General features: G+C 52.4%; 12 protein-coding genes. 4 read left to right on the top strand and 8 right to left on the bottom strand.

The genetic code is table 11. The annotated features are described in order from the left end of the window. Nucleotides 1-89 precede the first annotated feature (89 nt). Nucleotides 90-2,210 carry an HD family phosphohydrolase gene (locus E5354_RS05925; RefSeq protein ID WP_135946778.1) on the bottom strand — a complete coding sequence of 707 codons (2,121 nt, stop codon included), beginning with the start codon at nucleotides 2,208-2,210 and terminating at the stop codon, nucleotides 90-92. An 11-nt stretch (nucleotides 2,211-2,221) separates the two neighbouring features. Then, nucleotides 2,222-4,465 (bottom strand): RelA/SpoT family protein, encoded by a 2,244-nt coding sequence (locus E5354_RS05920; protein ID WP_135946777.1) that lies wholly within the window; start codon nucleotides 4,463-4,465, stop codon nucleotides 2,222-2,224. A 140-nt stretch (nucleotides 4,466-4,605) separates the two neighbouring features. On the opposite strand from E5354_RS05920, the gene E5354_RS05915 reads away from it, so the two are divergent. Then, entirely contained in the window at nucleotides 4,606-5,793 is a 1,188-nt protein-coding gene (locus E5354_RS05915; RefSeq protein WP_135946776.1) for a MalY/PatB family protein, read from the top strand. Between the two features lie 85 nt (nucleotides 5,794-5,878). Here the strand turns inward: E5354_RS05915 and E5354_RS05910 are convergent, their stop codons facing one another. The 6 genes from E5354_RS05910 to E5354_RS05885 all read right to left on the bottom strand — a co-directional run bounded on the left by E5354_RS05910 (nucleotide 5,879) and on the right by E5354_RS05885 (nucleotide 12,520). Next, complete coding sequence (locus E5354_RS05910; RefSeq protein ID WP_135946775.1) at nucleotides 5,879-6,673, bottom strand: formate/nitrite transporter family protein; 795 nt, start codon at nucleotides 6,671-6,673, stop codon at nucleotides 5,879-5,881. A 5-nt stretch (nucleotides 6,674-6,678) separates the two neighbouring features. Further along, on the bottom strand, nucleotides 6,679-7,638 hold the full coding sequence (locus E5354_RS05905; protein WP_135946774.1) for an acetylornithine carbamoyltransferase: 960 nt from the start codon (nucleotides 7,636-7,638) through the stop codon (nucleotides 6,679-6,681). Between the two features lie 158 nt (nucleotides 7,639-7,796). Continuing rightward, nucleotides 7,797-9,488, bottom strand: a complete 1,692-nt coding sequence (locus tag E5354_RS05900; protein WP_135946773.1) for a peptide MFS transporter — start codon at nucleotides 9,486-9,488, stop codon at nucleotides 7,797-7,799. Between the two features lie 61 nt (nucleotides 9,489-9,549). Further along, nucleotides 9,550-9,993, bottom strand: coding sequence for a SufE family protein (locus tag E5354_RS05895; protein WP_135946772.1), 444 nt, complete (start codon nucleotides 9,991-9,993; stop codon nucleotides 9,550-9,552). A gap of 19 nt (nucleotides 9,994-10,012) precedes the next feature. Further along, nucleotides 10,013-11,008 carry a M28 family peptidase gene (locus E5354_RS05890; RefSeq protein ID WP_135946771.1) on the bottom strand — a complete coding sequence of 332 codons (996 nt, stop codon included), beginning with the start codon at nucleotides 11,006-11,008 and terminating at the stop codon, nucleotides 10,013-10,015. A gap of 81 nt (nucleotides 11,009-11,089) precedes the next feature. Next, nucleotides 11,090-12,520 (bottom strand): ATP-binding cassette domain-containing protein, encoded by a 1,431-nt coding sequence (locus tag E5354_RS05885; RefSeq protein ID WP_135946770.1) that lies wholly within the window; start codon nucleotides 12,518-12,520, stop codon nucleotides 11,090-11,092. A 173-nt stretch (nucleotides 12,521-12,693) separates the two neighbouring features. Between E5354_RS05885 and tyrS the strand changes: the two genes are divergently transcribed. The 3 genes from tyrS to E5354_RS05870 all read left to right on the top strand — a co-directional run bounded on the left by tyrS (nucleotide 12,694) and on the right by E5354_RS05870 (nucleotide 15,393). Further along, nucleotides 12,694-13,986: a tyrosine--tRNA ligase gene (gene tyrS / locus E5354_RS05880; protein ID WP_135946769.1), complete on the top strand. Its 1,293-nt coding sequence runs from the start codon at nucleotides 12,694-12,696 to the stop codon at nucleotides 13,984-13,986. 208 nt (nucleotides 13,987-14,194) lie between these two features. After that, nucleotides 14,195-15,220 (top strand): glycosyl hydrolase family 8, encoded by a 1,026-nt coding sequence (locus E5354_RS05875; RefSeq protein ID WP_135946768.1) that lies wholly within the window; start codon nucleotides 14,195-14,197, stop codon nucleotides 15,218-15,220. Next, complete coding sequence (locus E5354_RS05870) at nucleotides 15,199-15,393, top strand: hypothetical protein (RefSeq protein WP_135946767.1); 195 nt, start codon at nucleotides 15,199-15,201, stop codon at nucleotides 15,391-15,393. Before E5354_RS05875 ends, E5354_RS05870 begins: the two co-directional genes overlap by 22 nt. Nucleotides 15,394-15,423: the final 30 nt, after the last annotated feature.

The following is a 15,423-nucleotide window of genomic DNA, read 5'->3' as shown; positions in this document are numbered from 1 at the left end:
TAACAAAATTACTGAAATTTTTGTAATATCGTCCCGATTAAACAAGTATTAACTCAATCATAAAAAGTAGTTTAACGCCACAGCGCAGGTCACTTCGATGTCGCGGTAGCTTCATCCTCGGTTTTCACCTCGGGCTTTTTATCGGCGGGCAGCGCGGGCTCGGCCGGCTTTTTCAGGTCGGGATAGCTCACTCTCACGTGATACATCGTGCGCAGTCGCTCCACAAAAGCCTCCTTTATGATGTTGACGTCACGGAACGAAATGGTCGACTCGTTGTGAAGCCCTTCGGCAATCTGCGCATCGATTATGCGGTTGACAAGCGCCGTTATGTTCTCCACCGTATGCTCCTTCAGCGAGCGTGACGCAGCCTCAACCGCATCGGCCATCATCAATATGGAAGCCTCGCGTGTCTGAGGATTGGGACCGGGATAGGTAAACGCAGCCTCATCCACCTCTTCGCCCGGGTGAGCGTTACAATAGGTGTTGTAGAAATATTTCGCCTTTCCGGTTCCGTGATGTTGTGTGATGAAGTCCTTAACCACATCGGGCAGCTGAGCCTTCTCGGCCCTTTTCAGTCCGTCGATGACATGGCCTATCACCACGCGAGCGCTCTGCATGGGGTTGAGTGCGTCATGCGGATTCACGCCATGCTGGTTCTCGGTAAAGAACGCGGGATTGTTTATCTTGCCTATGTCGTGATACAAAGCTCCGGTACGCACAAGCTGCACATTGGCGTTTATGCGGTGGGCGGCATCGGAAGCGAGCGTACTCACTTGCATCGAATGCTGGAATGTACCGGGACACTCCTCCGACAGCTCGCGGAGAATGGGATTGTTGACATCGCTCAGCTCGACAAGCGAAACCGACGACACGAATCCGAAAATCTTCTCAAGCACAAACACCAGTATGTAGGTAAACGATATGAGCACGGCATTGATCGCAAAGCAGCCAAACATCCTTGTGTTCAGCTTCTCAAGCGTTCCCACCTGCATGACCTCCACAGCCGTATAGGAGATGCTGTAGGCGAGGAAAATAAATAGTGCCGAGCGCACAAGCTGCGACCGACGGTCGAGATTCTTGAGCGAGGTTATGGCCGTGATTCCGGCAATCAACTGCACGAAGATGAACTCGAGCGGGAAATTGGAGATTATCGTACACAGCATAATCTCGGTGATGTAGACAAAGAATGCCGTGCGGCCGTCGAAGAACACCACCATCAGGATAGCCACGATGGTAAACGGCACCATATACAATCCGCTGCGGAACGTGTCGCCCATGCCATAGGAGAATACAACAAACGCCGTGATAAGGGCCATTATAAGCACCATGGCACGGGTGTTGCCGAATATGCGCCAGCGAAAATATCCGAGGAAGAAATAGAGCGAGGCAAGCAGTATCATCACATAGAGCAGCTGTCCTAAGATGGGGTAATAGTGACGGTCGACCTTGCTCGCCGAACGTTGTCCGGTCATCGAGTCGTAGGTCTGCAACAGCGAGTAAAGCTCGGGGGTGACAATGTCGCCCTTGTCGATTATTCGCTCACCCTGCTGAATCACGCCCACGGGAGCCATGGCCTTTTGAAGCATCTCGTCGTAAAGACGCTCGGTGGCTACAGTGTCACGCACGATGTTGGGGACAAGGAACTGCGACATGGCCGTCAGCTCTATCGCACGGCGGTAATGCTCCTCGTTGAATATGCTGTCGAGCCTCTCGTAGGCCACGCGGGCCGACATGAATCCGTCGGTGGGTATGTAGATCGATGTATTGTCATGGATGAAACGCACCTCAGGCAATCGCCCCGACTTAACCTCCTGATAGGTTTCCTGATCCACGATGCCGCTTTCAAGCAGTGTGCGCAGCGTGTTTATCAGTCGGTTGCGTTCGAGCGGGCTCAGGCCGAGCGACTCGGTGTTGTTGACTCTCGTAGCGTAGGCGGCCACTGCCGACTTCTCGATGTTCTGGTCACGCTCATATACGGGACGGAACGACGCGTCAATGCTGTCGCGCACGTGACGCGCACTTATAGTGTCAAGGTATATTGGCATGTCGCTTGGCGCAGTGAGCAGCGAATAGGCCCAGGGCTTTCCCATCTCGTAGTGGTAGGTGTTGGTGTCCTTGCGGGGAAGGAACCCTATGATAATCACAACGGCGCCGATGAATAGCAGCGCCTTTATGATATTGTTTCTTGAAAAAAGGTTGTTCATCATCATTGGAAATAATGTCAGTTCACTCGGCTGGCTCGTTGCACACCACGTATCTGCTTCACCTTATTGCACAGGTCGGTCACTACATTTGTGTCACTTACAAGCACCGAAAGGTCGCAATGAAACACTTCGTTCTCGGCCTCGATGTCAAGCTTGCGGATGTCGATAGCCATGTGCATCGATATCATCTGTATGATTTCCTGAAGGATGCCGAATCGGTCGATACCCTCCATTCTTATATTGGCAAGGAACTTGTGGGTCTGCTCGGCCCACTCCGTATTCAATATTCTCCTTCCGTAACTTGCCTTCAGCACCTGTGCGCGGGGACACGTGAGCGCATGCAACTCCACATCGCCGTCGTCGTTTACCCATCCCATTACATCATCGCCGGGAATGGGGCTGCAGCAATCCGATATCTTAAAGTTGTTGCCATCCTCGCCACATCGCAGAATGTAGGTTTCCTTCATGTTGATGGGAGCCTTGGCGGGCGCGACATCCTCGTTGTTTTCGCCCGACTTCTTTCCCTTGTTACCTTTGAGCGGACGGAGTATCTTTGATATAAGCGACGACGACACCGGACGAAGCATCTTGACCAGATACTGAGGGAGCGTCACTTCTCCGTTGCCGAGAGCGGTGAACAGTGTTTCGCGATTCTGGAAATGAAGCGCTCCGAGAATCTTGGTAAGCACCTCGTTATTCTCCATTATCGAATGCTCCTTCAGGAAATTATCATATATCTCCTTACCCTTCTCGATAATAGGCTGCAGCTCCTTGCGCAGCACGGCACGCAACCTTGTCTTGCCCTTTGCGGTGGCAAGGAAGTTGACCCACTCGGGCTTGGGGGTCTGCGACTGCGAGGTGAGCACCTCCACCTGATCGCCCGAGCGCAGCTTGTGGCTCAGCGGCACAAGCTTATGATTGACTTTTCCGGCAATGCAGTGCATTCCTATCTGCGAGTGAAGCTCAAATGCCACGTCGAGCACCGTCGAGTTATTGGGGAGCGTGAGCAATTCGCCCTTAGGGGTGAACACCACGATTTCCGAGGCAAACAGATTCAGCTTAAGTGTGTCGAGAAAGTCGATGGCGTTGGGTTCGGGATTGTCAAGGATGTCCTTGATTGTCGACAGCCAGGCATTAAGCTCGCTCTCCTCGTCGCCCTCGCCTATCTTATATTTCCAGTGTGCGGCAAATCCGAGTTCGGCAATCTCATCCATCCGTCGCGAACGAATCTGCACCTCAATCCAGTTGCCGTCGGGACCCATCACGGTAAGATGCAGTGCCTGATAGCCGTTGGCCTTGGGGTTGCTTATCCAATCGCGCGTGCGCTCGGGATGCAGCTTGTAGAGGTCGGTAATGGCGGCATATATCTGCCAGCATATAGCCTTCTCCTTGCTCTGGTCGGGGCAGTCGAATATTATGCGCATGGCGTAGAGGTCATAGACCTCCTCAAACGGGATGTGCTTGGTTTCCATCTTGCGCCATATAGAATAGACCGACTTAAGCCGAGCCTTGGCATCATAGGTTATTCCCATCTCGTTGAGCTTCTCCTTGATGGGCAGCGAGAAGTCGTTGTAAACGGCGGCACGCCTCGACTCCGACTCCCTTATCTGTTCGCTTATACGCGAGTATGCGGCCGGATGCTCATATTTGAAGCTGAGATCCTCAAGTTCGGTCTTTATTGCAAACAGGCCGAGTCTATGGGCCAGCGGAGCATATATGTAGAGAGTTTCACCGGCTATCTTATACTGCTTGTTGGGCGACATTGAACCGAGCGTGCGCATGTTGTGCAGTCGGTCGGCCATTTTTATAAGCACCACGCGTATGTCCTCGCTCATGGTTAGCAGCAGCTTTCGGAAATTCTCGGCCTGGGCCGATGCCTTGTCGCCGAATATACCGCCCGAAATTTTGGTGAGTCCGGCTACGAGCTGTGCAATCTTCTTGCCGAAATGTTGCTCTATGTCCTCCACCGTGTACTCGGTGTCCTCCACCACGTCATGCAGCAAGGCGGCACAAATCGAGGTCGAGCCAAGGCCGATTTCCTGACTCGCGATCTTGGCTACGGCTATAGGATGCAATATATAAGGCTCTCCCGACCTGCGCCTGATGCCCTTATGGGCCTCTTTTGCAAATCGGAACGCTCTTTCTATTATTTCCACCTTCTTGCGGTGATTACTCGCAAGATAGCCGTTAAGCACATCCTGAAATTCGGCTTCGACGAGCCTGTCTTCTTCTTCGGGAGTAAGTTTTCTGCGTTCGTCCATCGCTGTAAGCCAGTTTTTGTTGTAATGTAATACAAACTTAGCAAAAAAGATTGAATCAATCGCACTAAAAATAGTATATTTGCAAAAAAATAAAGTGTAAGTGAAACCCGCGAGGTTTCTTTAGTAAATTAAATACCACAATGGGAAAATACAATTTCGATCAACTTATCGACCGCCACGGAAGTGGTGCTATGAAAGTAGATTCACTGAATGAATTTTTTGGACGCGACGACCTGCTCGGCCTATGGATCGCCGACATGGACTTCGCCGTGTCGCCACGCATCCGCGAAGCACTGTCGCGACGCATCGAGCACCCCGTCTACGGCTATGCCGGAGCTCCCCAAAGCTATTGGGACTCAATCACAGGATGGCTTGCCCGCCGTCACAACTGGAATGTAAAACGTGAAGAGATTACCTATATACCCGGAGTTGTAAAAGGCATTGCGCTTGCTATCAACTTCTTCACCCAGCGCGGCGACAAAGTGGTGATACAGCCGCCCGTGTACCACCCGTTCCGCATGGTGACCGAAGGCAACGGCCGAGTAGCGGTCAACAATCCCCTGATATTTGACGGCAACAACTACCGCATGGACCTCGAGGGTCTTGAACGCATATTCCGCGACGAGCACCCCAAGATGATGATTCTCTGCAACCCCCACAACCCCGTGGGCATCCAGTGGAGCGTCGAGGTGCTTCAGGAAGTTGCACGACTCGCCAAGAAGTATGGCGTGACGGTGGTAAGCGACGAAATCCATGCCGACCTCATGCTCTACGGCAAGCCCCACTTCCCCTTCGCATCGGTAAGCCCCGAGGCAGCCGAAGTGTCGATAACCCTGGGAGCCCCCTCCAAGACATTCAACATCGCCGGCCTTGTAAGCTCATGGTGCGTGGTGAAGAATCCCAAGCTACGCGAACCCTTCTTCCACTGGCTCATGGTGAATGAATTTGATGCTCCCACATTCATAGCCACCATAGGCACCGAAGCCGCCTACACCCAAGGCGAGGATTGGCTCGACGAGATGCTTGAATACATCGAAGGCACAATCGCCGAAGTGGAGGAGATCGTAGCCGAGAAGCTGCCCGACATAAAGGTAATTCGTCCCGAGGCATCATTCCTTGTGTGGCTCGACTGCCGCGGGCTGTGCATGTCGCACGACGAGCTCATAAAGCTCTTTGTCAACAAGGCTCATCTCGCGCTCAACGACGGAGCGATGTTTGGAGCCGAAGGCAACGGATTCATGCGCCTCAACATAGGCTCTCCGCGCTCGGTAATACGCTATTCGCTTGAATCGCTTGCCGACGCACTCGCATCGGTGTGCGCCGAATAAGCATATCAACAAGCAAGATAACAACAGGCGGCGTGTCGTTTTCAATAACCCGACACGCCGCCTGTTGTTTTTATCGTTCAGTAATTCAGGACTTGACGCGATGTAGATATACGTGCACACATCCCACCAGCAAAGCACCTCCTATAATGTTGCCTATCGTGGCGGGAATCAGGTTGTCGCACACCATTTGCCACGGAGTGACCGATGCCCCCTCAAGCATTCCGCAAGGGATGAAGAACATGTTGGCAATCGAGTGTTCGTAGCCCAGCGCAACGAAAGCCATGACAGGAAGCCAGCAGCCAAACATCTTGGCCCCGCTACTCTTGGCCGCCATGGCAAGCCATATCGCAAGACACACGCACCAGTTGGCTCCGATGCCTTTCACCATGACCGTAAGCCACGGCATCGACACCTTGGCCTCGGCTATCTTCACTATCGCGGCATGATAAGGCTCGGGCGACATAAGCCCCGTGACATAGACAAACACATATACGAAGCCGATAGCACCCACGAAGTTGCCAAGATAGACCAGCACCCAGTTAACGGCGACATCGCGCCATGAGCACTTACCGGCCATGAGCGGCGGCATGAGCAACGCATTGTTGCCGGTAAACAGCTCGGCGCCAAGCACCACCACAAGTATAAGTCCTATAGGGAACGCGGCTCCGCTAAGCAGCTTCTGAAGACCGGGATTGCCCGCCGTCAGTTCGGGAAATCCGTACCCGAGAATCACCGACAGCGTGCCTCCGAATGCAATGTAGACCCCGGCAAGAACCGTAAGCAACGCAAATCGGCCGAAGTCACGCGACGGCAACGCCACTTTGTTGCATCCTGTGACAAGAGCGGCATCTATCACCTCCTTGGGGCTCTTCGTACTCATCGGCTCTATTTCTGCAATCCTTCAAGAATACGCTTCAACACCACCTGAGCCGAAATCTCACGGTTGGCGGCTTCGGGAATCACCAGCGACCTCGGGCCCTCGATTACATCGTCGCTAACAATCATGTTGCGACGCACGGGCAGACAGTGCATGAAGTAAGCGTTGTTGGTCAGCGCCATCTTCTCGGCCGTCACGGTCCAGCTGCGGTCGGTGCTTATCACCTTGCCGTAATTGGGATCCATGTAGGCGCTCCAGTTCTTGGCATATACGAAGTCGGCACCCTCAAGAGCCTTGTCCTGATCATACTCAACCTTGGCATTGCCCACAAACTCGGGAGCGAGTTCATAGCCGTGGGGATGCGTTATCACGAAGTCGTAGCTGGCAGCGTTCATCCACTCGGCAAACGAGTTGGGCACAGCCTGGGGAAGAGCCTTGGGATGAGGAGCCCATGTCATCACCACCTTGGGATGCTCCACGGTCTTGTGCTCCTCGATTGTTATCAGGTCGGCAAACGACTGCAACGGATGACGCGTAGCCGCTTCCATCGAGAACACGGGGCGGCCTGAATATCGGATGAACTGGTTGATTATCTTCTCCTCGTAGTCGTCGGCCTTGGATTCAAAACGCGCAAACGACCTCACGCCTATCACATCGCAGTAACATCCCATAACCGGAATGGCCTCAAGCAGATGCTCGGGCTTGTCGCCGTCCATGATGACTCCGCGCTCGGTTTCGAGCTTCCATGCTCCCTGATTGACATCGAGCACCATGACGTTCATGCCCAAATTCATAGCAGCCTTCTGGGTGCTCAATCGGGTGCGCAATGATGAGTTGAAAAAGAGCATGAGCAAAGTCTTGTTCTCACCGAGATTCTTATAGCCGAATCGGTTGGCCTTCACTTCAAGCGCCTCGGCCACAGCAGTGCGGAGGTCGCCTATGTCATGTACATTGGTAAAATTTCGCATTACAGGTATATTTTTTCTCTTTTAAATCGAGTGCAAGTTAATCATTTATTCGCTAACCAGCGGCAATTTGTCAACTAAAATTAACAAGCAAGGCAACCGTAGCGGTAAAATACCTGCGGTTGCCTTGCCGTTTTTATTAGTCAAGTCGACGGGTTACATCATATAGCGTCATCCTCAACATTGTCAACGGGGTCAAGCGCGGGAGCATCGGATGTAGCGGCCTCGAGCTTCTTCATTATAGCGAAGATAAATGTAGCCGAGATGCCGCAGATGATGATGAGGATTCCCCAAAGCCATGCAAGCGAAATCTTGCCCCAAAGCAACATGGGTATCGACACGAGGTAGTTACCGATGGCCGTAGCTGCAAACCATCCGCCCATCATGGCACCCTTGTACTTGGGAGGAGCCACCTTTGACACGAAGGAGATACCCATAGGCGACAACAGCAGCTCGGCAAACGTGAGCAACAGATAGGTCGAAATCAGCCAGTTGGGCGATACGGCTCCCTGAGTTCCGGCAAGACCGAGCGAACCAATAACCATGACACCGTAAGCGATACCGGCCATTACCATACCGTAGCCGATCTTGCGGGGTGCCGAAGGCTCCTTCTTGCGCGAAGCGAGCCATCCGAACAACGCGAGCGACACCGGAGTGAGCGCAACCACATAGAACGGGTTGAACTGCTGATACTGCTGAGGCTGGATGCCCTCAACCACTTCGGGAGTTATATTGTAGATGTAAACAAGAGCACCTGCCACGGCAGCAAGGATTAGAGCCGATATTGCGCGGCCTGAGTTGCTGCGGGTCTGGAACAGGTTGAAAAGTGCATAAACGCCGATGAATATAGCGGTAAGAGCCCACACGTTGAATCCGATTCGGGTCCATCCTGTAGCTTCGGGCGAAGTACAGCTTTTGGCAAATTCAGTGAGAGTGGCACCGTTCTGATGGAATACCATCCAGAAGAAAATGACAACAGCAAACACGAGAAGAAGAGCGATGATGCGGCTCTTGGTCTGCGAGGGAGTGAGTTCGGGACCGTTGTTGACAGCCGATGCGGCCGATGCCGACTTCTTGTCGGTGATTACCTGTGCATAAGCGCGACGGCCGATGATGTAGACAAGGAAGCTGACAATGAGCGAAACACATGCCACACCGAATCCGTAGCCGTAGCCGGTCGACAACGTGTCGATATATTTCATACAGAAATCGCCGAGTGATGTGCCCACCTGCATTCCGCTCTCATTGATCGTAGCCACGAGATCGGCGGCATTTTCATGTCCGTCAAGATATGCGTTACACAGTGCGGGAAGCTTCTGATTATAGACAAGACCCTGACCCTTCATGGCCATGTTACACATGGCTGTGGCGGTCATGGGTGCATACATCGAGCCGATGTTGATTGCCATGTAGAAAATCGAGAACGCCGAGTCGCGCTGCGACGAATAACGGGGATCGTTGTAGAGGTCGCCCACCATAACCTGGAGATTGCCTTTGAACAATCCCGTGCCGACGGCAATCAGCGCAAGAGCGGCACATAGCACTACAAGCGACGATGTGCTGCGTATTTCTGTTGGGATGGCCATTATAAGATAGCCCACAAACATGATGCAGATACCGGTGACGACACACTTTGAGAAACTCCACTTGTCGGCAACCCAACCTCCAATCAGAGGCATGAAGTAGACCAAAGCAAGGAAAATGGCATAGATTTGACCTGAAACTGCGGCATCAAAGCCGAATTTCGCCTGCAGGAACAGCAGGAAGATCGCGAGCATGGTGTAGTAGCCGAAACGTTCGCCCATATTGGCAAGCGACAGCACGTACAAGCCCGCAGGTTGATTCTTAAACATAAGTTGACTTTTAATTATTTATAATGATTGGAATATTTCTTTACATGTGACTGTGGGGGCTTCATTGGGCCGCGCCTTCAGCCTGCTGCTTGGCAAGGAATGCCACGGCATAGAGCCGCATCTGCTTCACGAGGGCGGCGAGTCCGTTGCTTCGCGTCGGCGACAGGTTCTCCGATAGGCCTATGCGGTCGATGAAGTAGAGGTCGCTGTCAACTATCTCACGCGGAGTGTGACCCGACAGCACCTTTACAAGCATGCTTATGATTCCCTTCACGATTATAGCGTCACTGTCGGCAGTGTACTCGATTTTTCCCTCGGGGGTCAACTCGGCATGTAGCCATGCACGGCTCTGGCAACCCTCGATAAGATGCTCCGGTGTGCGATAGGCCTCGTCGATGGGAGGCAACGCATTGCCTATGTCGATTATATAGGCATAACGGTCCATCCAGTCATCGATGTCGGCAAACTCTTCAATTATTTCGTCTTGTAGCTGATTTATAGTCATTGTATGTGCAGTTTTGTTGTTATTCGGCTTTTTCGTGATATATTACATTGGCCACAGTCTGTCCCACCGCCTTTAGCGTGCTCTTTCCGATGTGCTCCATGTCATCGTTGACGGTGTGCCACACAGGCGAGAATGTACCAGTTTCGGGATGGCCACACTCGATGATGTCGATGCAGGGGATGCCGGCACGGTTGATAAACGTGTGGTCGTCGATAAGACCGCCGCGCTGATCGTTACTGAACACCTTGCCATAACCCGAGGCCGAGGCCATGCTCCATACCTTGTCGTTGACCGCGCGGGCATAGTAGTCCGACACATATTCACGCGGGAATGTGGCATCGATGCCGCCCACCATGTCGAGCAATATTCCGTAGCGGGGAAGCGTGCTTTGCGTGTAAGGCATATTCTTAATCCAGTACTGGGTTCCGATGCACCACGTTTCCTCCGACGCGCCCCATCCGTCGGAGCGGCCTGAGTCCTCACCGTCGACAAAGAGGATGTCGACTCCCACATCAGGACGCTTGGCGCTCATCTGACGCGCTAACTCAAGCAGCACGCCCACTCCGCTGGCTCCGTCATTTGCTCCGGGCACGGCCCTCGCCCTGTTTTCGATATTGGGGTCGCTGTCGGCCCAGGGGCGTGTGTCCCAATGCGCCACGAGCAGCACTCTCTCGGGCTTGTCGACTCCGTATCGGCCCATTATGTTTATAATGGGCATGTCGCCGTCGAGATAATTCTTCAAGGCAGCCCGCTGCACGATGACAGTGTCGGCGCCATAGCGCGACAGGCTGTTTATCAGGTAGTCGGCACAAGCCGCGTGTCCCGTCGAGCCGGGAACCCTCGGCCCGAAATCGACCTGGGTCTTGACATATTTATACGCGCTGTCGGCATTAAAATTCACGATGTCGATAGTCGCCGGAGCCTCGATGACTTCAACTGTCGATTGTTTCTTGCCGCTTTTACAGCCTGCGATAAACATTGCAAGAATGAATATAGCAAAATGGAGTGATTTCATATATTTATAGGTATCCAATTTGTCAAAGTTACAAAAAAAGTAACAGTTTGACAACGATTCGATCTCTCGCCCCACCCGCTTTTATACATTTTTTAACCTTTCAAGGGTCTTGGTGAACGAAACACACTCAGGCACCTCGGGCAGGAAGTGGGTCACATATATCAATGTGGGCGAGTCGCGATGCACAAGCGCATTGACAACCGCCCTCACACTGCGCTTGCGTGCGGCATCGAGTCCATGCAGGGGTTCGTCGAGAATCAGCAGGTCGGGGTGCTTGATGAGCGTGCGTGCAATCAGCACCATCCGCTGCTCGCCTGTCGACAATGTAGAGTAGCGCCTGTCGGCGAATGACTCAAGATGAAACAGCTCAAGCCAGCGCATAGCGGCTTCATAGTTGGAGGCGTTGGTGCGGCCGAAGCTTCCCAGCGTGTTTCCAAGGCCCTGAGCGACGACATCGGCCACAGTGCCATGGTGACGAAAATAGAGGTGCATCTCGGGCGACACATAGCCGATGCGGCTCTTTATGTCCCAGATGCTCTCGCCGCTTCCCCGCTTGCGGTCAAAGATTGTGATGTCGTTGGAATAGGCCTGCGGATTGTCGGCATATACCAGGCTGAGCAACACCGACTTTCCGGCACCGTTGGGTCCGGCAAGGGCCCAGCACTCGCCGCGGCGCACAGTCCACGACACGTTCTCAAGAATCATGCGTCGGCCATATTTAACATTGCAGCCGCGAAGTTCAAGAGCCACTTCGTAAGGCTTTGTCACGCGAGTCGACTTGGGGATGCGCTCAAGGTCGACAGCATAATCCATAAGCGACATGACGCGGTTGCGCACAAGCTGCACATCGCCCTCACGCGTTATCGGCTCGCCTATGCGCATGTCGATCATCGGTATCACCGTGTCGACCACTGTAGGTATCTCGCCGGGATTGCACAACAGCAGCATCACCGAGATGCCGCGCGACGACATGTCGGCTATAGCCTCGTCGAGCAAGTCGCGCGACGCAGCATCAAGACCTATGTAGGGATTGTCCATTATAAGCAGGTCGGGCGACTCAAGCAGCACATTGACCACAAGAAGCTTGCGCAGCTCGCCGCTCGACAGGAAGTTAACCTTTTTGTCCTCGATTCCCTCAAGACGCATCCGGCGGCAATAGACGTCCCATTGCGGCATGTCGATGCGTTGTCCCATAAGCTCCCTCACTGTGGGAACCTCATCGTTCATCGTCGCCTCATGACGCTGCTGGTAGTACTCTACATGGAAACCGCTCAATGAGTGTATATCGCCAAACTCGATGAACTTCACCTTAAGATCGGGACGACACGGACGCACAATATTGGTGGCAATGTTCCATCCTTTCTCAAGTATTCGCCCGAGCGTCGACTTGCCCGAGCCGTTGGCGCCTATCACCGCAGTCACCCCCGATTTTACGGTGACATGGCAGGGATTGTCAACCGACAGCCCCATATAACGCAACTTATCGCTTTCAAGCTTTATCAAGTCATTCATTTCAATGCCTTTTATACCTGACGGCAATCGCCGCCATTACAATTCAAAATCATAATTGCACAAATTTAAGCTTTTTACGCCAATTACATTGCGCAATGTCATGATAAATGATTAATTTTGCAACTCAAAATACACTTGATACATTTAGATACAAACTATATTTTTATCATTCGATGAATTTTATCGACGAACTTAAATGGCGCGGGATGGTACACACCATGATTCCCGGCACCGAAGAACTGCTTGAAAAAGAGCAGGTCACCGCTTACGTGGGTATCGACCCCACTGCCGACTCACTTCACATAGGACACTTGTGCGGAGTGATGATGCTCCGTCACCTTCAGCGTTGCGGCCACAAGCCGCTGGCACTCGTGGGCGGCGCTACCGGCATGATAGGCGACCCTTCGGGCAAGTCGGCCGAGCGTAACCTGCTCGACGAAGCCACCCTGCGTCACAATCAGGAATGCATAAAGAAGCAACTCGCAAAGTTCCTTGACTTCGAGTCAGACGCTCCCAACAAGGCCGAGCTCGTCAACAACTACGACTGGATGAAGGACTTCTCGTTTCTCGACTTTGCCCGCATCGTGGGCAAGCACATCACCGTCAACTACATGATGGCGAAGGATTCGGTGCAGAAACGCCTCAACGGTGAGGCTCGTGACGGACTTTCATTCACCGAGTTCACCTATCAGCTCCTTCAGGGATACGACTTCCTCCACCTATACGAAACCAAGGGCTGCAAGCTGCAAATGGGCGGCTCTGACCAGTGGGGCAACATCACAACCGGTACCGAGCTTATTCGCCGCACCAACGGCGGTGAGACTTTCGCGCTGACATGCCCGCTTATCACAAAAGCCGATGGTGGAAAATTCGGAAAAACCGAGAGCGGCAACGTATGGCTCGATCCCCGATACACTTCTCCCTACAAGTTCTACCAATTCTGGCTGAACGTATCGGATGCCGATGCCGAGAAATATATCAAGATCTTCACCGAGCTTACCCGCGAAGAGATCGACGAGCTTGTTGCCGAACAGGCCAAGGATCCCGGACAGCGTCCGTTGCAGAAACGCCTCGCCAAGGAGGTCACCACTATGGTACACTCGGCTGCCGACTATGAAGCTGCTGTCGAGGCATCGCAGATTCTCTTCAGCAACAAGGCCGGCGACATCCTGCGCCGCATCGACGAGGACACACTCCTTGCCGTATTTGAAGGCGTGCCCACATTTGAGATTGCAAAGGCCGACCTCGACGGCTCGGTCAAAATCGTTGACCTGCTCACCGAAAAGGCTGCCGTGTTCCCCAGCAAAGGCGAGTTTCGCAAGCTCGCACAGCAGGGCGGCTTCTCCATCAACAAGGAGAAAGTGACCGAAATCAACGAGCCTGCAACTCAAAGCTTGCTCCTCAACGATAAGTATATACTCGTCCAGAAGGGCAAGAAGAACTACTTCCTTTTGATTGCCAAATAAATCAAATTCAGCCAATAGCTGACATCAGCTATTCTTTTCAAATAGGGTTCCAAACATTTTTTGGCAATATTTGAAATGCCGAATAGAGAGAAAATAAGAGCGTCTTTGAGCGCATGAATGTGTTCAAAGACGCTCTTTTCATAACCCACGCGGAAAAACCGAAATAACGATTAACCCTAAATCGATTATAACATCATCACATATAATCATGAATAAGCTTAGAAGTATAATTTTAGCATTTACAGCATTAACGGCCACTGTTGCAAGTGCCGAAAACATGTTTGCCACAGTTCTGGGTAAGACGGAAGACGAAACAAAAGAGAAAATAGAAAAAATATGGAGCCACTTCTTCACACCCGGCGACATAACAAAATATGAAGCTGACGGACAGCGCAGCATATACTACCTTACCGACAACGACAAGGCATATATAATGGATACGGGCAACAACGATGTGCGCACCGAAGGCATGTCTTACGGCATGATGATAAGCGTGCAGCTTGACAAGCGCAACGAATTTGACAAGTTGTGGAAGTGGAGCAAGGATCACATGGCTTACAGCGACGATTCGCCCTGGAGCGGATATTTTTGTTGGCAATGCGCCCCCGACGGCACTAAAATCGGCACAAGCAATGCCTCCGACGGCGAATTATATTATGTCACCTCACTGTTTCTCGCCGGCAAACGGTGGAATGAGCCGCGTTACATAGACGAAGCAAACGATATACTGAGAAAAATAATGACAAAAGACGGGAAAACAACAGGTGTATACGACCTCTTCGACCGTGACCACAACCTTATCACCTTTGTTCCCGACAATGTCGGACACAGATTTACCGACCCGTCATACCAACTTCCCGCATTTCTTGATTATTGGGCAGTGACAGCAGCTACCGACCGCGAGTTCTGGAAAGAAGCGGCCAACGCAGCTCGCAACCATCTCATCGAAAGCGCACATCCGGTCACCGGCCTACATCCCGATTACAGCAACTACGACGGCTCGCCGTATAGGTGGCCGCATGCAGGATATGACACATCAGTCTACATGTATGACGCCATTAGATGTGCTATGAACATAGGCATGGATTACTATCTTACCGGTAAAGACAAGTCACGGCAAAGCGATGTGATGAAACGCATGCTCGCATTTTTCAAAAATGACGGATTTACCCATGGTCATTTCCCCGTTGACGGCAGCAAACCGTTTGGAGCATGGATGGCTCAAATGCCGTAGGCGCGATCGCTCTTGCAAAATCGGATGATCCGGACGAACGCGCTCTCGCAGCAGAATTCATACAACGGCTGTGGGATACCGAACCTCCTACCGGAAAATACCGTTACTACGAAGGCATGGTTTACTTCTTGTCAATGCTTCATCTGTCAGGCTATTTCACCCTTGACCTTTAAGCATCAGGCTTCGCGGATTCCTTTCAACGA

It is taken from the genome of Muribaculum sp. NM65_B17 (genome assembly GCF_004793735.1).
Lineage (GTDB): Bacteria > Bacteroidota > Bacteroidia > Bacteroidales > Muribaculaceae > Muribaculum > Muribaculum gordoncarteri.
This window is presented reverse-complemented; position numbering and strand designations above follow the sequence as displayed.